Origin of the sequence: Paenibacillus arenilitoris (assembly GCF_014705655.1) — a bacterium.
Taxonomy (GTDB): domain Bacteria; phylum Bacillota; class Bacilli; order Paenibacillales; family Paenibacillaceae; genus Pristimantibacillus; species Pristimantibacillus arenilitoris.
Map to the genome: position 1 here is coordinate 75,169 of NZ_JACXIY010000012.1, position 24,108 is coordinate 99,276.

Sequence of the window (24,108 nt, forward strand, 5' to 3'; positions counted from 1 at the left end):
GTCGACATTGGAAAATACAGGGGAATCCCGGAGCATCCGCAACGACGCGAGCGGCATCGCCGTCAAAGCGTTCGGCTATCTGTTCATCTCGATCTTCGCGATCTGCTGCCTGCTGCCCTTCCTGCTCGTCCTCGGCACCTCGTTCACGGCGGAGGCGTCGATCAAGAAGTTCGGCTTTAATTTCTGGCCGCGCGAATTCAGCACGTTCGCTTACAAAATCGTATTCGAAAACCCGGATCTCATGATCGGGTCGTACATCGTCACGATGGCGATCACGATCGTCGGCACGGCCGCGGGGCTGTTCATCGTCGCGATGACCGGCTACGCGCTCCAACGGCCGGACTTCGGGTACCGCAACGGCATTTCGTTCTTCATTTACTTCACCACGCTGTTCTCCGGCGGACTCGTGCCGTTCTATCTGCTCATGACGCAGTACTTGAGCCTGAAGGACAATTATTTGGCCGTGCTGCTGCCGGGGCTGCTCAGCCCGTTTCTGATCATTATGATGAAAAGCTTCGTTCGCTCCATCCCGCACGCAATTACCGAATCCGCGAAAATCGACGGCGCCGGCGACTTCACGATTTTCATGAAGCTCATCCTCCCGATGACGACGCCCGCGCTCGCGACGATCGGCTTGTTCATCGCGCTCGGGTACTGGAACGAATGGTACAATTCGATGCTGTTCCTGTCCCCGGACATGGAATACCGTCCGCTGCAGCTGTTCTTGTACAACGTCGTAACGAGCGCCGACTTCATCCGCAATTCCTCGGCCGCCTCGAACGTGGAGCTGCGCGACATGCCGCTCGAATCGATGAAGATGGCGACCGCGGTCGTCGCGACCGGTCCCGTTATTTTGTTCTATCCGTTCGTGCAGCGGTATTTCATCAAAGGGATTACGGTAGGCGCCGTCAAAGGCTGATGTGTCTGGGGCCTAGCGGCCTCTTCACATAACGGGCAACGCCCGATTCATGAAAACAAAGGGGAGACACGCAAATGTCCAAGTTCAAACGGGTTTCGGCTTTGCTGATCGCAGTGATGACGGTTATCGCACTAGCCGCTTGTTCGGGCAATAACGGCGGGAACGGCAGCAACGTCGGCAACGGCGGAACGGCCGCGAACGGCGGGTCCGGCAATTCGGGCGGCACGAACGCGGAGGGCGACGCGGGAGAGGTCGACACGTCCAAGTTCGTCAAAATCAGCTACGTCGTGCTGGGGAACAAGCCGACGAACGGCCAGTTCGAGACCGTGCTGGCCGAAGTGAACAAGAAGATGAAGGAAAAAATCAACGCCGAGCTGGAGTGGAAATGGGTCGAGTGGGCGGATTGGCAAACGAAGTACAACCTTCTGCTCGCGTCCGGCGAGCCGATCGATCTGATTACGATCGGAACCGACTGGCTGGATACTTGGGGCAACGCGCAGCGCGGGGCGTTCATGCCGCTTGACGAGCTGCTGCCGAAGTACGCGCCGCAGACCTGGAATTCGATTCCCGAGGAAGACTGGGCGGAGAGCAAATACAAAGACCAAATCGTCCTTATTCCGGAGAACGATTATACGCAATGGGTCAACCACGGCTTCTTCTACCGCGGCGATTGGGCGAAGGAAGCCGGCATTACCGAGCCGATCAAGGATTGGGAAGGCATCGGCCAGTACCTGCAATATGTGAAAGACAACAAACCGGATGTCGTTCCGTGGGATGCCGTCGCCCAGACGAGCACGTTCGGCGGCTTCGTGCAATCGTACACCGATAACCTGGACCTTCCGATTTCGACGGGCTACCTGCCGGTATTCACGACGAAGTCGTACGACGAGAAGTTCACGGTCACAAGCCCGGTATTCGAAGAGACGTTCGTGGATTTCGCGACGATGATGAAGGATTGGGCGGACAAAGGCTACTGGCGCGAGGACGTGCTGAACAACAAGAACGACAACCGCGCATCGCTGCGCGCCGGACTGTCGGGTCTCGACCAGCACCATACGCAAACGTTCGGCGGCCTGCGCGTGCAGATGGACAAAGACCAGCCGAACTCCGAGCTTCAAATGTTCCCGTTCAACCGCACCGGCGGCAACAACCTGCTGGAGCTGTCCATCACGCACGGCGGCACTTCCGTCGGCGCGCACAGCAAAAATCCGGAACGCGCCCTTATGGCTTACGATCTGATCCGCAACGACGAAGAAATTTACCACCTGATCAACTACGGCATCGAAGGCGTTCAATACGAAATCAAAGACGGCAAGCGCGTCCAGCCCGAGGGCTACGACGATGCGAAGCATGGCTTCTATGCCGACTTCTGGGGCGGCCGCGTAGACAAATTCGAAATTCCGAGCGCGACGACTTGGGATCAGCTCGAAGAAACGCTCTACGCCGAATACGATCAAATCAAAAAACCGTATCCGTACGGCCAATTCGTCTTCGACAAAACGCCGGTCGAGGCGGAGCTGACCGCGATGACGCAGGTGACCGGCGAGATGGGTCCCGCGATCACGTACGGCAAGGCGGGCGATCCGGCCGCGGCCGTCGAGGAATTCCGCAGCAAGCTGAAGACGGCCGGCTACGACAAAGTGCTTGCCGAGCTGCAGCGCCAGCTGGATGAGTACAAGAAGCTGATCGAAGGGTAACCGCGATTAACGAAGCTGCCCTCATAGCCATGGACGATGGCTGGGGGCGGCTTCATTTTTTTATCGCGAAACGAGCTTATGCCGCCAAAGGCCGGCACAGAACCGAGCTGCGCAAGATGCAGCTAGCGGTTCGTGCGTAGCGTCAGCCGTTTACACTTGGCCTTATTGACGGCCTTTTGCAAGGATTCGGAATGTGACGCCGAATTTATCCGTGACATTGCCGTAAGCGGGGCTGAAGAAGCTGGCTTGCAGCGGCTCGTTCACTTGACCGTCTTGTTTCAAGACATCAAAATATCGGGCAGCTTGATCCTTGTCGTCGGTTTGAACGACGATCGTTATTTGCGTCCCCTTCTCGTAGCGGCTTCCGGTGACGTGATCGGAAATTTGCAGCTCCGAATCGCCGATTTTCAAGACGGCGTAATTAATCCAGTTCCTCTTCTCCGGCGGCAGCGGAGCTTCGGGACTTTCCGGCATGTCGCCGAATCGCAGCATATAGGCGACCTTGGCATCCAGCGCCTTCACGTATAACTCGATCGCTTCCCTGGCTGATCCGTTCATTTCAAGAAAAGGGATCAAAATCGTACTCACCATAACCAACTCCTCAGTATCATTTTTTTCGGGACGCCTTCAGCATGGTTCGCTTGCTCCGGTTTCCCTTGTTCACTTGCTATGTCGCAAGCCGGGGAGGAAACGTGACGGATGCGGCGAAATTTTTTTAAAAAAGTTTAAGTTTCGCTCTTTCCGTTGTCACGTTTGTCGGGATTCGTACGACATATAAGGAAAAGGGATCTGAAGAAAGGAATAGGATGCATGAACGATAGGAATCGGCTTGCGGAACAATTCGAGGCTCATCGAAATCACCTGCAATCGGTCGCTTACCGGATGCTCGGATCCGCAAGCGAAGCGGACGACGCCGTCCAGGAGTCATGGATCCGGCTTAGCCGCACCGATGCCGCCAAGGTCGAGAATATGGGGGGATGGCTGACGACGATCGTCTCCAGGGTGTGTCTGGATATGCTGCGAACCCGTAAATCGCGGCGCGAGGAGCTTACGCTGGACAACATACCCGAACCGGCGAATAGCCGCCAGGACGAAAGCGATCCCGAGCACGAAACGTTGTTGTCCGACGCTGTCGGTCTTGCCATGCTGATGGTTCTTGGAAATTTAAACCCCGCCGAACGCGTCTCGTTCGTATTGCATGATATTTTCGCCGTGTCATTCTCGGAAATCTCCCCGATCATCGGGCGCAACGAGGTTGCGGCCAGACAACTCGCGAGCCGTGCGCGCCGCCGGATTCAGGGAGCGAAAGCGATTGCGGCTTCGGAGGAGTTCAAACGAAAGCGGGAGCTTGTCGATGCCTTCCTTGCCGCGTCGCGTTCCGGGGATTTCGGGAAGCTGCTCGAGGTATTGGATCCCGATGTGGTGCTCCGGCAAGACCCTGCCTTTCCGCCTGTCGCGGCATGGCCGGTCGTTCACGGCGCGGAAGCCGTGGCGAAGGGCTTCGCCGGTCGCGCCCAGGGCGCGCGCACGGTGCTCGTGAACGGAACCGTGGGCGTGGTCGTCGCTCCCCGCGGTCAAATGCTGTTCGTGCTCGAGCTCAAAATCGTGGACGGCAAGATCGCCGAGATCGACATGACGGCCGAACAATCGCGGATTCGCCAGCTCGACTTGGCGGAATTGAGTGGTTGATGGGCCGGCGGCCGGTGAACTCATTAACCAGGTCCGCAGGGAATGGGGTATAATGGAAGCATGGCTGCGCGCATGTCGGCCCAGCGCCCGGTTTGCCGCCGGATGCGGCAAATGAACCCGGCACATGGCTTTGGCAAGCGCGCTTCGGCCTTAATAAGCGGAAGGCGGTGCATAGTGTATGAGATTTAGCGATTATACATACGAGAGGCCGGACGTGAAGGCGTTCGAGGAGAAATTCAAAGGACTGCTAGGTACGTTCGCCGCGGCGGGAAGCTACGAGGAGCAGGACGCGGCGATGGCGGGCATGAACAAGCTCCGCAGCGAGTTCGACACGATGCAGACGATCGCGAGCATTCGCCACTCCATCGATACGACCGACGAATTTTACAAAACCGAGCAGGACTTCTTCGACGAGAACGGCCCGGTCGTGCAGGAATTCGTGACGGACTATTACCGGGCGCTGGTCGGCTCGCAATTCCGTTCCGAGCTCGAGGCCAAGTGGGGACGTCAGCTGTTCCGGCTCGCCGAGCTGTCGCTGAGAACGTTCAGCCCGGCGGTGATCGAGGACCTCCAGCAGGAGAACAAATTGACGACGGAATATACGAAGCTGATCGCTTCCGCGAAAATTCCGTTCGAAGGCGAAGAGCGCACGCTCGCGCAGCTCGGTCCGTTCCAGCAATCGACCGACCGGGATATGCGCAGACGCGCAGCCGAAGCGTCCTCCGGCTTCATGGCGGAGAACGAAGCGACCCTCGACCGCATCTACGACGATCTGGTCAAAGTGCGCACGCGCATCGCGAAGAAGCTCGGCTTCGACAACTTCGTCGAGCTCGGCTACGCCCGCATGAGCCGGACCGACTACGACGCGGGCATGGTCGCGAATTTCCGGGCACAGGTGCGGGACCATATCGTGCCGGTCGCGACGAAGCTCAAGGAACGTCAGCGGAGCCGCATCGAGGTCGAGCAGCTGCTCTATTACGACGAGAACCTCGCTTTCCTGTCCGGCAACGCGACGCCGAAGGGCGATCCGGACTGGATCGTGGCCGGGGGAGCGAAGATGTACGCGGAGCTGTCGCCGGAGACGGACGCGTTCTTCCGCTTCATGCAGGACAACGAGCTGATGGACCTCGTCGCCAAGAAGGGCAAGCAAGGCGGCGGTTACTGCACGTATATTAGCGAGCACAAGGCGCCTTACATTTTCTCCAACTTCAACGGCACCTCCGGCGATATCGACGTGCTGACGCACGAGGCGGGGCATGCGTTCCAGGTGTACGAGAGCCGCGGCTACGCGGTGCCGGAATATGCCTTCCCGACGTACGAAGCGTGCGAGATCCATTCCATGAGCATGGAGTTTCTGACTTGGCCGTGGATGGAGCTGTTCTTCAAGGAGGACGCGGACAAATACCGGTTCGACCACCTCGCCAGCTCGCTCATCTTCATTCCGTACGGCGTCACCGTGGACGAATTCCAGCATTACGTCTATGCGAATCCGGACGCGACGCCGGCCGAGCGGAAGCAGGCGTGGCGCGAGATCGAGAAGAAATACCTCCCTCATCGCGATTACGCGGACAACGCGTACTTGGCGGCAGGCGGCTTCTGGCACAAGCAGGGACATATTTTCAATTCGCCGTTCTATTACATCGACTACACGCTGGCGCAGCTTTGCGCGTTCCAATTCTGGAAGAAGTCCCGCGAAGACCGCGAAGCCGCATGGAACGATTACCTCGGCCTATGCCGTCTCGGCGGCAGCCTCTCCTTCACGGAGCTCGCAAGCGCGGCCGGCCTGAACTCGCCGTTCGAAGACGGCTGCGTCGCCTCCGTCATCGGCACCATCGAAGCGTGGCTGGACGGCGTGGACGACAAGTCGCTGTAAGGCGTTTAGATCAATCGCAGCCGGACGCTGCTAATAGTACCGGCGGCAGTCTGGGACCGTTAAGTCCCGGATCGCCGCCGGTTTATTGTGTCGGAAGAAAATAAGGAAATGGAAAATCTGGCAGGTTAACGTGTCAATGTCGCCATTACAGGTTCCCATTTTGTGGTATTGTTATATCAATCTTACTATTTTATTTGCTGGCTGATACGTGGGAGGTAATTGAGTGATATACGTTGTAAGACATGGGCAAACAGATCTGAACAAAGAAGGAAGGCTTCAGGGAAGACACGGACTGCAATTAAATGAACATGGAATGGCGCAAGCTAAGTCTCTAAGAGAAAGTCTTAATGACATTAAATTTGATAAGGTTTATTCATCACCTCAAGAAAGAGCTATTCAAACATCTGAGATAGCAACAGGTATGAAAGCGATAATTGATAATAGACTTGATGTATTTGACTTAGGCGAGGCTGACACTCTGAAAAGAGGCGAAGTAAAGATGGCTGGAGTAGTTCCTGATTCCAGTGTATATAGAGGTGTTGAAGATATAAATACCTTTATAAAGAGAATTTTTGAATTTATGAATCAACTTAAGGATGAGTATGGAACGAAAAATGTTAATATTTTGCTATCTGGTCATAGGTGTACAACAGGCTGTATCGGTTCTTATTTTGAAGGTATTCCGAAGGATGGCAATGTTTTAAGGTATTCATCAGATAATGGTCAATATAAAATATATAAATTTCATTGAAGAGAGACCGAAGACCCCATTGAGCTATCGGGAGACGATAGTTCACAGCTGCTCCTTTTTCATTACGCTAACGGGAGAATAGTTAAAAGGGCGATGAGGGTAACCCCCATAATGCGGTAATATTGTTATCAAGGAGGGATTTCGTTCGAAACAGTCGAATCTGAGGACATATTATGGAACAGCGCTTTAATAAAGGAGTTGTTTAAAATGAATGAAAATAAAGGTACAGAAATAAAACGTTCTTCAAAAGCAGAAAACATTCTGCCACAAATCAATAGTAAAACTAAGCTTGGCGACTTACGAAAAATCGCGAAGGACATTAAAATAGATCACGAACTAGCTATGGAGCTTTGGTCAACCGAAGAGTTTTTGCCCAGACTATTGGCAATCTTAATTATGGACAAAAAACTTCTTTCAGAAGATGTGCTAAATAAGCTTGATAAGGATATGCAGATTCACACATTTGATGAGCGAAATAACTTAATGGATTGGTTAATGGCTAATCAGCTCACCAAGGACAAGGAGACAATTGCATGGATGGAGTCATGGGAAAATAGCCCTTCTGCTCTTCAAAGGCGAGTTTTCTGGTATTATCAAGCACGATTGAGATGGACTGGACAAACACCGCCTGATAACACCGAAGACTTACTATCTGCAATTGAAGCTAATATTACGCTGGAAGAACCGGAAGTACAATGGGCTATGAATTTCACCGCAGGCTGGATAGGCGTTTATGATCAAAAGAATCGAGCACGTTGTATTAAACTTGGTGAGAAAACGGGTCTTTATAAAGATGAAATGGTATCAAAGGGATGTACTCCCAATTATTTGCCGGAGTTCATTGCGATTGAAGTTAACAAACGACATAATAATTAGTTACCTTTCGATAGCTCCATGAAGACAGGCTGCCGGGTATTAAGGGACCAAGAAGAGGTTGGGACAAGAAGCCAAAGAGGTGGGAAATGCTGCGCGCCTGACCGCTGCATATGTTTTCTCCATATCGAAATGACCTCCGGTATAGTAATTTGCTTCGACTCATCGAAATAGAAAGCGCATTCATGAATGGCGGCAACCAATACAATGATCAGAGCATACGTGACAAACAACTGATCACGTCACATTACTCCTTAATTCGCCTTATTCATCGAGGCTGTCTTCCGTCTCCACGCCTTCTGCGATTCCCCTATAGCTTCCCGGTGTTCTGCCTGTGTATTTCTTGAACACTTTCGAAAAGTAATGTTTGTCCTCGTAGCCAACCTGCTGACCGATCAGGCTGATGGTCAAATACTGCTCGCTCTCCAGCAGCTTCTTTGCCTCGCGAATGCGTATCTCGTGCAAATAATTGACAAAGTTCGAGCCCGTTTCTTTTTTGAATAAGCTGCTAATGTAATTCGGATGAAGATTCACGAGATCGGCCAGCTTGTCCAAGGAAATATCCTCCATAAAGTTCTCCTCCATATAAGAAAGTATTTTTTGGGCATGATGCCGATACTCGGATTCCGTTGCGGCGGCACTTGGCAGTTCTTCCCGAACACGATTAAGCAGAATGGCAATTTCGTCCCTATCTATCGGCTTTAGCAAATAATCGATGACGCCGCAACGCAATGCCCTGCGAACATATTCGAATTCGTCGTAACCCGTCAGAATAATGAAACGGTCGCAAAGTCCGCTTTCCCTGGCCTCCTCAATGAGCTGGAAGCCGTTTTGCTCCGGCATATGAAGATCCGTGATCATCACGTCCGGCATATAGGACTTCATCTTCTCGATTGCTTCTCTCGCGTGTCCCGCAGTCTGCACTTCCGTACAGACCGGTGCGACTTCCTTAACGACTTTCACCAATCCGCCCAGAATCAATGGCTCGTCGTCCACAATGAGAATCTTCATCCTGCGTTCACCGTCCTTCTTGTCAAATATAGAGTAAATACCGTGCCTTTGCCGAGTTCGCTTTCGATTTCGAGCCGCGATGATCCGCCATAAAACGATTTGACTCTGGCTGCAACGTTGTAGAGCCCCCAACCGCTTTCACCTTCTTGTGGAATGCCGGCGTCGCAAGCGTCCAGCCTGCTTCGTATCTCCCTCAGTCTCTCCGGAGGAATCCCTACCCCATTGTCTGAAATGACAATCCGTACCTCTTCCATCTCCTCATAGGCCTCCATTCGGATTCGAACGTGCCGCAGAACATTCGAGACGCTGTGGACGATACAGTTCTCAATGAGAGGTTGCAAAATAAATTTAGGACATGGCATGCTACTAGCGTCTAACATAACCGCAAAGTCGTAAGTCAGTCGTTCCTGCAGACGTTTCTTGTGAATATTCAAATAAAAACGAATGATCTCTATTTCTTTGTCCAGCATCGTCACATCCTTCCCGGTGGTAAGGCTGTAACGCATCAGCTTGCCGAACCAGAACGAAATATCGGCAACCTCCTTGTCATTGTTCGTTTCGGCGAGCATTCGGATCGTTTCCAGCGTATTGTACAGGAAATGCGGCTTAATCTGCGCCTGTAGTACCCTATAGGCTGCTTCTTTATTTCGCAGCTCCGCCCGGTGCACGTTATTAATTAATTTCTCCATGCGATCAATCATGTTATTGTACGTGACGATCAGGAAACCGATTTCGTCTTGTTTGCCAGGTCTTTCTAATTTTACGATCATAGGCTTCAAATTCCCGTCGTTGACGGAGCGCATATGCCTTGCCATCTGAAGAATTCGTTTGGCTATGAACGAAGCCAAAAAGTAATAGGATACCGAAAATATGGTCAAGAGCCCCACAATCACGGCCACGATAACCATTTCCTTTTCTCTGATTGCGTGAAATACATCGCTGATTTGTCCGACAATAACGACGCGAACATCCAACTCTTCCAGGTACATTTGGTTAACTATCGTTTTTCGATCAATGAAAGAAGAGGTCTGCGGATTCGAATTCACCAGCCGTAATATTGGCTTGACTTCTTTTAATAATTTTTCGTCGGTAAGCAGCGAATTCCCCGTCTCCGATAGCAGGTAAGCCCTCCAATTGCCTTCTACGCCAGCCGCTTGGTAAAATTTCCTCAACAACTCGTCTCCGGCGTGAATCTGCAGGATACCGATCTTTTCCGTAATCAACGTATTATAGAGGCTTTGCAAATAAACAAGCTCGGATTGATTATCGTTCCGATAAAGAATCGTCCATTGGCCGCTCCCTGGCTTCAGCGATCGGACAATGTTCCCCACTTCCGGATCCATGCTGGATACTTCAAGAAACTGCTCTGGAATGGGCATCACGTGATCTTTCATTTTGTAGATCATCAGCGAGCTGATTTCCTGATTAGCAAACATCGACTGGGTGAAAGCGGGACTGATATAGCGAAGATAAGCATAAACGCTTTCCTTGTCGGAATGGTATTCTCCGTCCAAATAAGCGGTGACGTAGGGGTTGTATTGCAGCACCCGATGCACCGATGCTATTCGGGTCAGATCCGCTTTCATGTTGGCGTATGCTTGTTCCAATATTTTTTGACGGCTTTCTACAAATTGCTGCGACAGATTGTCGTATATGAACGAGTACATATAACTTCCAAGGGCAATCATCGGGATTAGAATCAAAACGACATATCCCCATATCATTTTGAGTACGATGCTCATGACGTTCGAACTCCTCCTGATGACGGCGCGGTAAGCGTTCCCGTGTTCTTGCAAAAATACCAATAGAGGCGCCTATGCGCCTCTACCAGCTAATCGGACATTACTTCAGCAAATCCTTTTTCTCCTGATACGTTTGGTTCGCCCAGTCTGTCAACTTCTGAAGCCCGATATTCTCAGCATTTTTTACCAAGGCTTCATAGTTTTGCACGGCTTCCTCCTCGGTTTTCGCCAAATAAATTTTTACCTTCTCGTTCCTGATCATATCGTCTATCTTTGTCTTGATCGTTTTCTCCGAAGAATCCGGCTTCGTTTGGATCATACCGACGGCTGGTTTGGAGGTTTTGATTTCTTTTAGCTCCATCAATGCCTGAGTCGTTTGCGTACCTGGTTTATATCCCAGCATCCCCTCTGTGATGCCATCGTTGTAGAGGTACCACCACTTGATTCCGTTGCTATTTACGAAATCAGCGTCGGACGGATCATATTTTAGGTTTGGATAACCTTCCTCATTCCAAGTCCAATGCTCGCCTTCAACCCCGAACATAGTCAATTTTTTGCCCTCATCGCTTGCTAGGTACTGCAAAAATTGGATAGACTTCTCTGGATTTTTGTTGTTTTTGGTAATGAAGGTTCCGGCGAAGCCAAGCCCCGTGCCTACGACCTTCGCATCTTTCGATAATGCCGTAGGCAGCATTTTGAAGGAGAAATCTCCTCCGTCGTTATTAATGGCGATGTTGTCCTTGTCCGCCGTGCTTACCGTTTGACTGTGGGCGAACGCTTTGCCGCTCGTCGCATATTGATCGTCGATCAAGTCATTGGCATGAGCGAAGTTCTCGGCTTGTATATAGCCGTTGCGATAAAGGCTGTTCATGAATTTGAAGAAATCTAGCATTTTGGGATGCTTGAGGTAATATTCGATCTTTCCGTCCTGTTCGTACCAATTCTCAAAGTAAGCATCGATGCCAAACTGAATGATAAAATATTGTTCGATCCAGTTTTTGTCCATCACGAGCGGTACCGTATCGGGATACTTCTCCTTGACCATGGCCAAAACGTTCGTGAAATCCTCCAACGAGGCGATCGTAGGATTTCCAAGCTCCTTCAGGATGTCTTCCCTCACGGCAATGCCGGGGTTGCCGTCGCTGCCGACCGCGTATTTGTTCTGCTCCAATTCCGCTTGCGTGGCGAAAGAGTTCCGCACCGTGTAGAAATGGCCGTCATCCATCGTGTGAATTCCGATTCTCGTGTCGTCGATTTTAAAGTCCGGCGCGTACTTTTCGATTAATTCATTCCAGGGATACGACAATTTGGAATCGGACAGGCGATCAATTTGGGCATAAGTAAAAATGAGATCCGGCAAATCGCCGGAAGCAATCATCAGTGGAAGCTGTTTGTCATCCGTTGCGACCGTCACGTTTAATTTAACTCCCGTCATTTCGGTTATTTTTTCCGCTACCGGACCTTTCCATTCCCGGACCGGATACCATGGCATGTCGATAAATAACGACAGCTCTTCGATTTCTCCCCCCTTCGCCGATCCGCCGCCGGAGTCGGACGCTTGCGGGTTACCGCTGTTCGCGCCGTTGCCGCTGCATGCCGACAGCAATGACAATACTAGAATAACCGCTACAGATGCCGTCAGAGTCTTTTTAAACTTGCCTTGATTCAAAACAACCCCTCCTATGATTTGTATTATATATTAAAGCAAAAAGCTTTAATAACAAGCCGGCGGCATCAGCCCTTGACGGAGCCAAGCATAATGCCATGTATGAAAAACCGCTGCAGGAACGGATACACGCAAACGATCGGTGCGATTGAGACCACCATGGCGGATAGCTGCAGGGAATAACTGGTGACGCCGGACGATGCGCTGTTGGCGGCACCGACAGCATCCATCGGCGCATTGCTTTTGTTTATGACCTCCATCATCCGGTAAGCAAGCGTCCGCAAATTGTCGGATTGAACAAAATAAGCGGAGTCCACCCAGGAATTCCATTGGCCAACGCCCATGAATAGCGCCATCGTAGCGATGAGCGGCATCGAAACCGGGAGGATGATGCGATAGAAGGTAACAAATTCATTCGCTCCGTCCATATACGCGGATTCTTTCAGCTCCCCCGGTATTTCACGGAAGAACGAAATGGCGATCAGCAGGAAGAACGTACTTAGCATGGACGGGATAATGTAGACCCCAAATGAATTCAGCAGCCCGACGGAACGCAGCACTACGTAGTAAGGAATCAGACCGCCGGAGAAATACATAGCGAAAATAATCATAGTAAAATAAAACTTGCTAAACAAAAGCTCACGATGCGAAAGTCCATATGCAACAAGGCACGTAAGCAGCACGCCCAGCGCGGAGCCGGATATCGTGCGGACCACCGTCACCAGGAACGCCTTATACCATTGCGGATCGTTCAAAAATGCGGCATAGTTCTCGAACGTCACGTTCCGGGGCCAGAAATATATGCCTCCGAGAAGCGAATCGGTACCTTTGTTAAACGAGAGAATCAAGACATAATAAAACGGGTACAGCATGGCCAGCATGATGACCAACAAGATGACGGTAACAACGCTGTCCATGACAAGATCCTTTTTCCTTTGACTTACATTCATCGATGGATCTCCTTTTCTAAAACAGGCCAGAGCCCGAAATTCGTTTGGCAATGTAGTTACTGGAGAAAATCAGCGCGACGGAGATGACGGACTGAATTAAATCGATGGCTGCCGCATAGGAGAACCTTCCGTCTTTCAGGCCGACCTTGAACGCATATGTCTGTACGATTTCGGAGGTAGGATTGTTGATGCTGTTTCCGAACAGAAAAGCTTGTTCGAAATTGGAGCCGACCAACCCGCCGCCTAGGATGCTTCCAATCGTAAGGATGAGAACAACGACAATCGTGCCTTGCATGCCGGGAAGCGTAATGTGACGAATCCGAGCCAGCCTCCCCGCCCCGTCTATCTTCGCCGCTTCGTAAAGCGACGGGTTAATGCCCGTAATGGCCGCCAGGAATATAATGGTCCACCATCCCATCTCCTTCCACACGGCGCTACCAACGGCCAGCCCCCAGAAATAGTCGGGGTTTGTAAGTATGTCAAGCGGCATGTCGATAAGTCCAAGTCTCAGTAGCGCTTTATTTACAAGTCCGATATCGGTGGACAAGAAGGCGAATGAAATGCCGACGACGACAACCCATGAGATGAAATGGGGCAGGTAACTGACGGTTTGCGCGAATCGCTTAAATGCCCCGTTTTTGACTTCGTTGAGCAGAATCGCCAGCAAGATCGGAGCCGGGAAGGTGAACAACACTTTAAGAAGGCTTAAGGCCAACGTATTCCTGACAATCGTGCCGAATTGGTAGTCGTTAATAAACTCGTCGAAATGCTTGAGTCCGACCCATTCGCTGGTGAAAATCCCAATAATTCCTTCGGATATCGTGTAATTCTTGAAGGCCATGATAATGCCGAACATTGGCGTATACGAGAAAACAATGAGAAAAATCATCCCGATACCAACAAACAAATGAAGCATCCATTGCTTTTTAAACCGCTTCCAGATTCGACCTTGCTCCGAATTAACCGCTTCCATTGCTCGTGAATCCATATTCATGCGATAATCCTCCTTTGCTACAAGTCTATATGTTCGGGACAGCACCCAGATAGACGACATTCTTAAGAAAGCGTTGTCATTTTTGAAGATACCATCGTTCAAAACGTAACGTACTCGCCCGTCGAACAAACCAGATGAAACAAGACCGTTGACTTTGGCATGTGCCATTGTCAACGGTCTTAGAATTTCACTTCTATTCTTAGCTTCGGGGCTTTGCTGTTTAATCCATGATTTCTAAAGTGATCTTGTAAACATAGATGCCCTTTTGGATTTTATATTCATCGTGAATATTCTTGGTCCAACCGTTGTCTCCGCCAAGACCTGCATGTTTATAATCGATATGAAGGAAAACGGAATCGGATGTGCCAAGCTCGTCTTCATAAGCAGCATTGTCATACTGTCTGATGCTGTATTGATGAATATCAAAATGGAAGCAACCTGCCGAGGTAACTTTTACCTTGCGATCATCCGCGGACATTACTAAATAACGGACATCTTCCTTGCCCCCGCATGCAACCGGCACGATGTAGGGAACATGTTGTTCTTCAACAGAGCTTTCATATATACCGACGAAGGCAGACGTTTTACGGTCCGCATAGTTTTCCCATGGCCCGCGGCCATACCATTTGATATTTTTCCAGGCAGCAGAGAAGGTAAAACTTAAACCGATTCTCGGAATCGTATCGACATTGGCATTATTCACGACAGTGTTGGTAACTTCAATGCCTTTACCGCCAATCGCATAGTCAGTTCGTGTTTCAATGCAACCATGATACAGAGCATGAACCTGAATGATTACGGAAGCAGGTGCTGAATATACCCGGATACGCTTGATCTCTTTCTGATTGGAGTCCAGCCCGAGGCTTCTCCAGTCATCCGCATAGTTAAGCGTCTCGCCATGTATACCGGCGTCGATACCCGTTGGCGGGCGATAGAAATTGTTAGCTCCGCCCGTAAAGTAGTCCTGGTTATTGTATCTCACATAAACGAACTCTGCCGTTTCTTTCGAGAATATCACGTTCGTATTTTCATTATGAATATGAATTCGCTCTGCGTTTTCTTCATATACCAGGCTTCCGCTTTCAATATCTCCGGTATGTGTTTCATAAACAGAATCATTCAGCTCGATCTGACATGCATAAATACAGGTTCCCTTATTTGCATAATAAGTGTACTCATTAAGATAAGCATAGAAATTTAGGAACGCTTCTCCAAATACCTTGGTTGGATCGTATGGCGCCTGAACACTGTCCATCGATCCGGCCGGCGTGCTCAATTTAGGCAATGTACCGTTTTCGACAACCTTCCCGTCGCAAACAAGCTCCCAACCGATATCCAGGTGGCTTAAGTCTCGATGCGTATAATGATTATAAATTCGATAACTTTTGTTACCCGGAACATAATAAGGCCGTTCAAAGTAATCGATCTGGACGGGAGCCTGAACATATTTGATTTCATTGGCAGCCGGTTTCGGCGTTAAATCCGGAAATACAATGCCGTTCAGGCACATATCGGGCGCTGCATCCATAATCTCTTCCTTGAACGCTCCGCCATATACATATTTTTTGTTCCCGGATTCATCATGCTTAACAAGCGCTTTATCCTGGAAATCCCAAATAAAACCGCCCTGAAACCGCGGGAATTTATGAATGAGGTCCCAAAATTCCTTGAAATTTCCGTTGCTGTTGCTTTTCGCGTACGCATATTCGCACATAATAAACGGCCGCAAGTCTTCGCTATCGGCCATGCAATCCAGAATCCAATCCTTCTGAGGATACATGGGTGCGACGATATCGGTAATATTGGCCGGAGGATTCAAGGACTCATACTGGACATATCTTGTTTTATCATATTCCTTAATCCAGCCGTACATTGCGGCATGGTTCGCTCCGTAACCGGATTCATTTCCAAGAGACCATAGAATGATCGAGGGATGATTCTTGTCTCTCAACACCATCCGTACTGCACGTTCCATATAAGCATGCGTCCATTCGGGAGATGCGCTCAACTGGCCGCCGATGCCATGGGTCTCAATATTGGCCTCATCCACGACATAAATGCCCAGTTCATCACAGAGGTCGTACCATTCGACTGCATGCGGATAGTGACTCGTTCTTACCGCATTGATATTTAGCGATTTCATGATCTTGATTTGCTCACGCATATATTCCGGCGATACCACGCGCCCCGTTTCGGGACAAAACGCATGAAGATTGGTGCCGCGGATGATGAGACGTTTGCCGTTAATTTTCAATATCCCGTTCTTATCGATGTTAACTTCGCGGAAGCCGACATTTGCACTCTCGATATCAACGACATTTCCGTCAGGGCCGATCATTTCCAATACCAATCTATAGAGGTAAGGTATTTCGTCGCTCCACAATTGGGGACTCTTAACGGATTGTTTGACCTTCGCCACAAAGATCTCTTGCAGGTAGGCTCTGCAATCCGCAAATTTCGGCGTTTCAAATTGCGTAACCAATTTTTGCTCGTGATCATAAAGAGACAGGCGCACACGAGCTTCCCCGTAACAGCTTGCTTGATTATTGGGATAAACCGTCACGGCTAATTCGGCATTGTCGTAATCTCCCAAAAAGTGTGTTTCGATTTTATAATCATGAATGCGCATTCGCGGTTTTGCGTAAATCAGAACATCTCTGTAAATCCCCGATAGATGCCAGTAGTCCTGGTCCTCCAAATAAGTGCCGACTCCAAATCGCATCACCTGTACGGCTAAATGGTTCTGTCCCATTTGGATGTAATCCGTAATTTCGAAAGAAGCGTTAAGCTTGCTGTCCTGCGAATAACCGACGAGCTTCCCGTTTAACCACAAATAAAAACAAGATTCCACGCCGGCAAAATCGATAAATAGATCTCGGCCGTTAAAATGTTCCGGAATTTCGAAATTTAGGACATAGCATCCGGTAAGGTTATCCTCTGGCACATAAGGCGGATTCAACATAAATTCATCTTTCTGCAGTTGAATTTCATGACGGGAGTCCGCCCCCTTCCGTGCAAAGGGATACTTGATATTGGTATAAATAGGTTTTCCGTATCCGGAAAGCTCCCAGTTGGAAGGAACAACGATATCATCCCAATGGGAAACGTCATATTCAGTTTTATAGAACTCATCGGCTACAATATCTGGAGACGAAAACAACTTAAATTTCCACGATCCGTTTAAGCATTTTACGTATTTTGACGTTCTGCGGTCGCCGCTTAGCGCTTGTTCTAAGGTTTCGTATACGCCGTAAGGCTCATGCATAGGGTAACGGTTCTTTTGAGCGACATGCGGATTCTCCCAGTCTCTGTTCAGCTTCATACGTTTCGAATAGCCTCCCTGCAGTTGTTCTAATTGGTTGTAGTAAAAAATCGATACCCTTATAATATATGGAGTAGTCTTCATATAAAATGTTAAGTCTGGCAATTCATTTATCCATTTTGGTAGGTGTAGCGACGATATGAATTACGACGAGATAAAGGAAAATGATGTCGCATACCGGTGTATCGGCGGTGATTTCGACCAAGGCATTTTGTCGTGCGGCTTTATGAGAAAAAGAACGGCAGACCGTTCCCAGTATGACTTTAAGATCGGATATTACAGCTGTTTTTTGATCCTGCAAGGCAGCGGACGATTTATCTCACGGGACGGTACCGTTATTCCGATGCAAGCGGGGGATCTGGTTCAGCGTTTGCCCGAACGATTGCACTCCACCGAAATCGAGCCAAATGGGGAATGGATAGAGTTTTATATTAGCGTAGGTTATCCAGTCTATGATTACTTGAATACGCTTGGACTTATAAATTCCGATAAGGAGGTGCAAGCAACGCAGGTTACGGGCGATTTTGTTTTTGATTTCGTTGCATTGCTAAAAAACCTAAAAGGCGCTTCAGATGAAAAGCTCCCCTATTTGCTGATGCGAGCGCAAGAGCTCATGATCCGATTGCACGGCAGCGTTCATTATACGCAAAGAGAGCACAATGATCCTAGAGTATCGAAGGCTTGCCAACTAATCTGCGGCTCCAACGATATCCATTATGATATAAAGGAAGCTGCGGCAGCCGTAAAAATGGGCTATGAGAATTTCAGGAAGTTATTTAAAGCCGCGACCGGGGTTTCCCCTCACCGGTATCACATTGAACATATAATCAAACAGGCAAAAATGATGCTCCTCTCCGGACTCCCCATCAAACACGTAGCCGATAGTCTTGGTTATGCGGATATTTATTCCTTTACCAAACAATTTACGAAATCGGAAGGAATGCCTCCAGGACGTTACATCCGTAACCGGCTCAGATGACAAATAACCCCCACCTGGCGGCGGGAGCGAGATTCAACCTATAATCCGAATTGTTCATACTTACGCATTCAAGACCGCCCGGCTTTGGGCCGGAATGATCAGTCGAGGCAATCTAATTTTGTTTGGTATCAAATACATATTAGTGTGCCTCTTCATTCCCGAAGGAAAGACGGGCAAATTGATATACACCATTGCTCCAAACTTGAAAATCATGGACCCCGTCCTTAATTAGAACGCGGTAAAACCTATCGAGGTAATCCCCGCCAAAATCAGCGAGTTGGTCGATCGATTTGGCGTAGCAATCGATCGATACGCTGTCGGCGTCTCCGCATGTCATATACAGCAGTCGAAGCCTATGGCCATTTGATGCGATGCTCGCACCCAAAAACTTGCCGTTGCTCGAAGTAGGCGCGTTAGAAAAAGCGCCTACATAAGCGAACAAATCGGTCATGCCGCGCGCAGGAACTGTCTCGACAAGCCCGTTGCTCCATTCGCCAGCCATTCCGGTAATAGCCGCAGAATCGCAACGAAATCCGCCTAGGATTAGATTCAATGCCTGCATCCCTCCCATGGATAAACCTGCGATTGCCCTGTGCATACGATTGTATTCGACTGCTTCAGGAGCTGTCTCTTGTATATTCGCATACGTCTTGAATTCAGATTCAATAAACGGGATCAAATCGTACCGGAGCTCATAATCAAAATAATAGAACCCGAGCATATTAGTCCCTTCGGAATTGAAGGTACGATCCGTCCAGTCTTGCGAGCTTCTTCCATTTGGCATCACAACAATGACCGGTTCGATATCTCCATTCGCAATAAGATTATCCATCATATTGCATAAGATAGAATGCCCGCCCTCACTCCCGCTTCCGAGTAACCACTCATGTTGATCTCCACCTACTCCGTGCAGCAAATACAGCACATTATAACGGGTATCCGCATCTCTTTTGTCGTAGCCCGCAGGCAGATAGACGCTGCAGCTTTTCATGATGGCCTGTCCGCTAATTGTGGCTCTTCCCGCCTCCAAAGGATCGATCTGACGATTCGTCACGAGCTGGCGCGACGGATTTATATAGTTGTTTACAGGATAAAAAAGCTCTCGTACTATTCCTTGCTTGCTGCTCTTGGCAGCCTTCATGTACGCAGTGGGAATTCTCGTATTTTCTAAATTCTTCATCGTTTATCCTCGCTTCCTCTCCGCATTTGGTAATAAAGATCATATATTAATATCGTGATTATATTACAATATTGTTGAATTTGCAGTGTCATCGGGAGTAAGAAGCTGGAGCGATTGGATTAGTTATGAGGGGAGTCCGGTGGCGACAGGAAAGAGGGGAAGAAGTAAACCCGCGTCAGACGCGGAATGGAGGGCTGTGACAGGTTGCCGGTGGGCGACCTGTTGCAGCCCTCTTCGGGTTCTCGTTCAACAGCTTGCAAACAAGAACCCAAGGAGAAAAGTGGGTTCAATCTAAGGAAGCCAAGTCAATCGAAATGTGGTTGAAGTTAAGTGTCAGCAGGATTGGCATGCCCCACATCTTGTCGGAAAGCCTCCCATGTCCGATCCGTTCTTCGCTGAGCTGAACGGCGCGGGCTGCTTCGCGGTGGAGCCGTCCTTTTTCAGTCAGCACATATTCGGGCAAGAGACGGGTGTCGCCTCTCTGACGGAGAAAGATGGAGGAGCAAGCCATCCTCGACCATCTTCTTCAGATTAGCGCTGAGCCGGGAGGGGGCAATGTTAAGCTTGTTCTGGAGGGGCGTGAACCGGCCTCCATTACCTTCAAGCGCTAACAAGATGGGCATCGTAAACATTCAAAGGTTTTCGGAGTTCTTTTTTAGCGTCAACCCTGCGCAGGGCTGGTCTTCATTTCATAGATTTTTTGGAGCGTATGGACATGCTTCGTCTTCTCGTCATCGTCCTCCGTGTGGAGATACGACTCCACAAGCCTGTACCCGAATACGAGAAGGATCATCTCGTAGACGCAACGATCGGCGATAGGGGGTGCATCCGCATACTCCGAAAAGCCTTTGTAATACGCGGGGACACATCGCTGGTAGTATTCGACCATGTGATCGATATCCGCTTCATCCGCAATCAGGCTTGCGAGATCCTCGCCCAGATAGCCCCATCCGGATGTATCCCAGTCGATGAGCGCGATTTTCCCGTCGGCATAGATCAGGTTGGTCACCCAGAAGTCCCGGTGGCATAGCACGAGGGGCAATTTTTCGATGCGGGCGAGTATCTCGTCTGCGTGCTCATCGATGTCGATCAGCATTTGCCGTACGTGCTGCGGGAATTCGCAGTCTTCCGAGCGTATATAATCGTAGACAACCGGCCATGACCGGTAATGCAAATACGTATTCTTCATGAGATCCGCATGGCTCAGGTTGGTCAGGCTCTGCAGCACAGCGGGCTGCTCCGCATACAGCTTGCCTTGATAGCGTCCTAACTCCAGCGCGGCCTGTTCATACATGTCACCAGTCAAGTCTAAACCGGTTACGCCATCGATATATTCCAGCCACAGCTGGAATTCATTTTCTTCGGCATTGACCTCGGCGTGATAACATGTCGGCCAGCGGAAGGCATCCGAGAACGTCGCTCCCAAGTCAGACGCATAGAGATCATATTCCCGGCGCCATGAACCCGGATCGCCGTAACGCTCCCATTTCTTCTGGATTTTCAGCACGATACGGTACGGCAATTTTTCGCCGTCCGCTGATTCCGCGATCCCCGTTACCAGGTACACAATTCCCACAGTTCCGCCCTGTAACGGCATGGTTTGGCAGTCGGCCGAGATGATATCCGTCTTGAACCTTTGGCTTAAGGCATAGATCAGCGTTTCGAGATTCATATTTATTTCTTCCATCCTCCATTTTTTTTCGTTTGTTTGCTAACCATGGCGATCGTTTTGCACGGTTTTGGTATAGCCTGCGGCATGCCCCGAGTAATCCGCGCTTGACCGTGAAGCGCTCGCGTCGAAGCTCCGTCACAAATCCGTCATGGTATTTTGTTTGCTCCTTTAATGTTGTTTTTTGGAAGCAAAAATGCCACGGACAAGCAGCCTCTAAAGAAGCTGCTGTCGCGCGGCGTCAGGACGCAAAAAAGATACGACCTTCATCGTATCCGGCAAACAGCAATATTCACGAAAGGTTACTTTGGATGGCATAGCAAATAATACGGGCGTTTTCCCGCTTCATTCGCGTATGCCTGCTATTCGGTTTAGGACCAAACCACCATATAAGTAGTTGTCATTAAAACACATCTCCCTTCGTGTCAGGAACTTGCTTATCGACAAGCCGTCTATAAAATAACCTATTTTGGCAAAAAAATCAATGCCGGAAAGCGCAGATTATGAACAAAGGCTACCGGAACGATCGGCGGCTTTCTTTTACCTGACTGGCAGGATAGCTCAATAAAGGAACTTTACTTAAAATTGTCTTGTTCGGAGTGGATCCGTCAATATTGATGCTGATCAGGATAACAGATGTGACCTTTGGCTTTTTTTTCTATCAACTCTTTGGAGGCAGGAAAATGTTAAAAGCATATTGGAAAAGATAATGGCGCTTCAGCCTTGAAAGTCAAGAAAAGATGTCAAAATTCCCAAGAGCTATGGAGCAAAGATTTTCAACCGGAAACCTCATTGCGCTAACGGGCAGTATAACTTCCAACGAAATGATGTACACTTCATTTATGCAAAAAACTTTCTAAAATTTATTTTTGATGAGGAGGAAATATGGAATTAGGAGCATTTTCTATAAGCTTAAGTGTAAAAGACATTAATCAATCAAAATCATTTTATGAAAATCTAGGATTTCAAGCCTTAGGCGGAGATATTGCCCAAAATTGGCTCATTATGAAGAATGGAAGTACCGTTATTGGTCTATTTCAGGGAATGTTTGAAAAGAACATTCTGACGTTTAATCCAGGTTGGAATGAAAATGCCGAAAATCTTGATTCGTTTACAGATATCCGAGACCTTCAAAAGCAGCTTAAAGCAAAAGGAATGAAGATGTTGTCAGAAGCAGATGTTACAAGCGAAGGGCCAGCAAGCTTTACTATTGAAGATCCTGATGGTAATACCATTCTGGTAGATCAACATAGATGAAGTAAAACATACCTAACGGATACGATAGTGAAATGATTATGACAGGAGCAGGCGCCGCGGCGACCTGCTCCTAATCGTTGAAGTCCTCAAATTGGAGGGATAATAAACTATGCGGTACTTTTTCAAGCTAAATGCCTTGGGCCCTTCACGATCATCGGTTTGTTGCCGGTGGTCGTGACGATGGTTGCCAGATTGTTCACGCCAAGATCAATCGCCATCATCTGTCCTTGTTCCGCTTGCTTCTTGGATAAGAGAAGACCAGTTCCACGACATACTGTCCATGACGGGGAACGTCTCGCACTTGCATAAGTTTTCCTCCCACGCAGCCCGGCAACAAGGCCTCACTCTAGAACTTGGAGTCGGTCGTTCGTTTCTTGCGCAGCGGCCAGCTTCCGTTGCTTTCGCTTCTCTGCTTTTCGTTTGCGCTCTTCGTACATGTCGCGAACCCAATCTTCGACCGGCGCTTTCCAACGTTGGCTCGCCGAAGGAATGTTCTTGATCAGGCTCAGCGGATTGAGGCCCATCTCTTTGGCCATTCGCAGGGCTTCGTCGCTGAGACGGCACCGGAATTTTGCTTCCTTCCACTGCTGTTCGATCTTTTGCTTTTTCTGTATGCTAGCCATTATGTTGGTCCCCCACAGTATTTCTTATATTTCTTCCCGCTACCTCAATCATTTCCAATCATTGATGCATGTAGTTTATACTATTCGTAAATAGATGTATAGGACAAGTATGGGGGGCGAAACAGATGCGTAAGGAAAAACAGGAAATCCAGCAGGAGGACTTGCTATTAATGCTGGATGCGGCAGACGAAATTGTCGGGCGAGCGGGACGGTCGATGCTGGCGAAGCTGCTCAAGGGGTCCCGCGACAAGAAGCTCTTGACGCTGGGGTTGGATCGGGCGGCAACGTACGGTTGCTTCAAGTCGCTGACGCTGGAACAAATTACGGATCGCGTCGACTGGATGATCAAGAACGATTATCTGGCGATCCAATTCGATCGAGACATGCCGCTTCTCGTCTTTACTGAACGGGGCTGGGACATCCAACGAGAACAGACCGCGGAGCACCTGCTGCAGCAGTGGAACGCATGGGTGGAGGCAGGGGTGACCGATGTGGATATGTCCTACTTAAAAGAGCGGAATCGCGGTATGATTCTGTTGTTCTTACAGAAGGCGGCCGACGCGAGGGACGCGCGCTTCATCCCGTTGCTGAAGCGATGGGAGGCCGTGGACGTCAAGAAAGTGAAGCAAGCAATTCGGGAGGTCGTGAATGCGTTGGAACAAGGCTCGAGCGTTCCGATTCAGGTAGAGGGGGTGCCGACTTCCTATTATGCAGCAGGGCCAACTATGATGGAAGCTCGGGGTCCCGAACGGTTGAAATGCTGGGAGTGCGGGACCCGATTCGAGTGGTCGGTGGAAGAGCAAGACTCATTCCGCATGCGCGGCTGGGAGCCGCCCAAGCGATGCGAGCCCTGCCGCGAGCTGCGCAGAAGGCTGAGGGACAGACTTATGGAGGAGTGAGTATAAGCCGCCAG

General features: G+C 49.5%; 20 protein-coding genes. 9 read left to right on the plus strand and 11 right to left on the minus strand.

Features of this window, described 5'->3' with window-relative positions:
- Positions 1-7 precede the first annotated feature (7 nt).
- Positions 8-919 (plus strand): carbohydrate ABC transporter permease, encoded by a 912-nt coding sequence (locus IDH41_RS09475; protein ID WP_190860399.1) that lies wholly within the window; start codon positions 8-10, stop codon positions 917-919.
- Positions 920-993: 74 nt separating this feature from the next.
- On the plus strand, positions 994-2,616 hold the full coding sequence (locus IDH41_RS09480; RefSeq protein ID WP_190860401.1) for an ABC transporter substrate-binding protein: 1,623 nt from the start codon (positions 994-996) through the stop codon (positions 2,614-2,616).
- Positions 2,617-2,778: 162 nt separating this feature from the next.
- Here IDH41_RS09480 and IDH41_RS09485 read toward each other — a convergent pair whose 3' ends face one another.
- Positions 2,779-3,204 (minus strand): VOC family protein, encoded by a 426-nt coding sequence (locus tag IDH41_RS09485; RefSeq protein ID WP_190860403.1) that lies wholly within the window; start codon positions 3,202-3,204, stop codon positions 2,779-2,781.
- Between the two features lie 222 nt (positions 3,205-3,426).
- Here IDH41_RS09485 and IDH41_RS09490 point away from each other — a divergent pair, with 222 nt between their 5' ends.
- The 4 genes from IDH41_RS09490 to IDH41_RS09505 all read left to right on the plus strand — a co-directional run bounded on the left by IDH41_RS09490 (position 3,427) and on the right by IDH41_RS09505 (position 7,805).
- Positions 3,427-4,305, plus strand: coding sequence for a sigma-70 family RNA polymerase sigma factor (locus tag IDH41_RS09490; protein ID WP_190860405.1), 879 nt, complete (start codon positions 3,427-3,429; stop codon positions 4,303-4,305).
- 178 nt (positions 4,306-4,483) lie between these two features.
- Entirely contained in the window at positions 4,484-6,178 is a 1,695-nt protein-coding gene (locus tag IDH41_RS09495) for a M3 family oligoendopeptidase (protein WP_190860407.1), read from the plus strand.
- A 223-nt stretch (positions 6,179-6,401) separates the two neighbouring features.
- The gene (locus IDH41_RS09500; RefSeq protein WP_190860409.1) at positions 6,402-6,929 is read left to right on the plus strand and encodes a histidine phosphatase family protein; all 528 of its coding nucleotides are present in this window, start codon (positions 6,402-6,404) and stop codon (positions 6,927-6,929) included.
- Positions 6,930-7,136: 207 nt separating this feature from the next.
- A complete protein-coding gene (locus IDH41_RS09505; RefSeq protein ID WP_190860411.1) occupies positions 7,137-7,805 on the plus strand; it encodes a DNA alkylation repair protein in 669 nt (222 codons plus the stop codon).
- 261 nt (positions 7,806-8,066) lie between these two features.
- Here IDH41_RS09505 and IDH41_RS09510 read toward each other — a convergent pair whose 3' ends face one another.
- From IDH41_RS09510 to IDH41_RS09535, 6 genes are all read right to left on the minus strand, one after another.
- Positions 8,067-8,813, minus strand: a complete 747-nt coding sequence (locus tag IDH41_RS09510) for a response regulator transcription factor (RefSeq protein ID WP_190860413.1) — start codon at positions 8,811-8,813, stop codon at positions 8,067-8,069.
- Complete coding sequence (locus tag IDH41_RS09515) at positions 8,810-10,555, minus strand: sensor histidine kinase (protein WP_190860415.1); 1,746 nt, start codon at positions 10,553-10,555, stop codon at positions 8,810-8,812. The genes IDH41_RS09510 and IDH41_RS09515 overlap by 4 nt, the downstream gene beginning before the upstream one ends.
- A gap of 100 nt (positions 10,556-10,655) precedes the next feature.
- The gene (locus IDH41_RS09520; RefSeq protein ID WP_190860417.1) at positions 10,656-12,224 is read right to left on the minus strand and encodes an extracellular solute-binding protein; all 1,569 of its coding nucleotides are present in this window, start codon (positions 12,222-12,224) and stop codon (positions 10,656-10,658) included.
- A gap of 65 nt (positions 12,225-12,289) precedes the next feature.
- Positions 12,290-13,171 carry a carbohydrate ABC transporter permease gene (locus tag IDH41_RS09525; protein ID WP_190860419.1) on the minus strand — a complete coding sequence of 294 codons (882 nt, stop codon included), beginning with the start codon at positions 13,169-13,171 and terminating at the stop codon, positions 12,290-12,292.
- 16 nt (positions 13,172-13,187) lie between these two features.
- On the minus strand, positions 13,188-14,165 hold the full coding sequence (locus IDH41_RS09530) for an ABC transporter permease (RefSeq protein ID WP_190860606.1): 978 nt from the start codon (positions 14,163-14,165) through the stop codon (positions 13,188-13,190).
- 220 nt (positions 14,166-14,385) lie between these two features.
- Complete coding sequence (locus tag IDH41_RS09535) at positions 14,386-17,487, minus strand: glycoside hydrolase family 2 TIM barrel-domain containing protein (protein WP_190860421.1); 3,102 nt, start codon at positions 17,485-17,487, stop codon at positions 14,386-14,388.
- Between the two features lie 139 nt (positions 17,488-17,626).
- Between IDH41_RS09535 and IDH41_RS09540 the strand changes: the two genes are divergently transcribed.
- On the plus strand, positions 17,627-18,466 hold the full coding sequence (locus IDH41_RS09540) for a helix-turn-helix domain-containing protein (protein ID WP_190860423.1): 840 nt from the start codon (positions 17,627-17,629) through the stop codon (positions 18,464-18,466).
- A 139-nt stretch (positions 18,467-18,605) separates the two neighbouring features.
- Here the strand turns inward: IDH41_RS09540 and IDH41_RS09545 are convergent, their stop codons facing one another.
- The 3 genes from IDH41_RS09545 to IDH41_RS09555 all read right to left on the minus strand — a co-directional run bounded on the left by IDH41_RS09545 (position 18,606) and on the right by IDH41_RS09555 (position 21,324).
- On the minus strand, positions 18,606-19,646 hold the full coding sequence (locus IDH41_RS09545) for an alpha/beta hydrolase (protein ID WP_190860425.1): 1,041 nt from the start codon (positions 19,644-19,646) through the stop codon (positions 18,606-18,608).
- Between the two features lie 286 nt (positions 19,647-19,932).
- Complete coding sequence (locus IDH41_RS09550; protein WP_190860427.1) at positions 19,933-20,109, minus strand: hypothetical protein; 177 nt, start codon at positions 20,107-20,109, stop codon at positions 19,933-19,935.
- Positions 20,110-20,307: 198 nt separating this feature from the next.
- Entirely contained in the window at positions 20,308-21,324 is a 1,017-nt protein-coding gene (locus IDH41_RS09555) for a phosphotransferase (RefSeq protein ID WP_190860608.1), read from the minus strand.
- An 876-nt stretch (positions 21,325-22,200) separates the two neighbouring features.
- Between IDH41_RS09555 and IDH41_RS09560 the strand changes: the two genes are divergently transcribed.
- Positions 22,201-22,572: a VOC family protein gene (locus tag IDH41_RS09560; RefSeq protein WP_190860429.1), complete on the plus strand. Its 372-nt coding sequence runs from the start codon at positions 22,201-22,203 to the stop codon at positions 22,570-22,572.
- A gap of 341 nt (positions 22,573-22,913) precedes the next feature.
- On the opposite strand, the gene IDH41_RS09565 is transcribed toward IDH41_RS09560, so the two are convergent.
- Positions 22,914-23,195, minus strand: a complete 282-nt coding sequence (locus IDH41_RS09565) for a hypothetical protein (RefSeq protein WP_190860431.1) — start codon at positions 23,193-23,195, stop codon at positions 22,914-22,916.
- 125 nt (positions 23,196-23,320) lie between these two features.
- Here IDH41_RS09565 and IDH41_RS09570 point away from each other — a divergent pair, with 125 nt between their 5' ends.
- On the plus strand, positions 23,321-24,094 hold the full coding sequence (locus IDH41_RS09570; RefSeq protein ID WP_190860433.1) for an RQC-minor-1 family DNA-binding protein: 774 nt from the start codon (positions 23,321-23,323) through the stop codon (positions 24,092-24,094).
- Positions 24,095-24,108 lie beyond the last annotated feature (14 nt).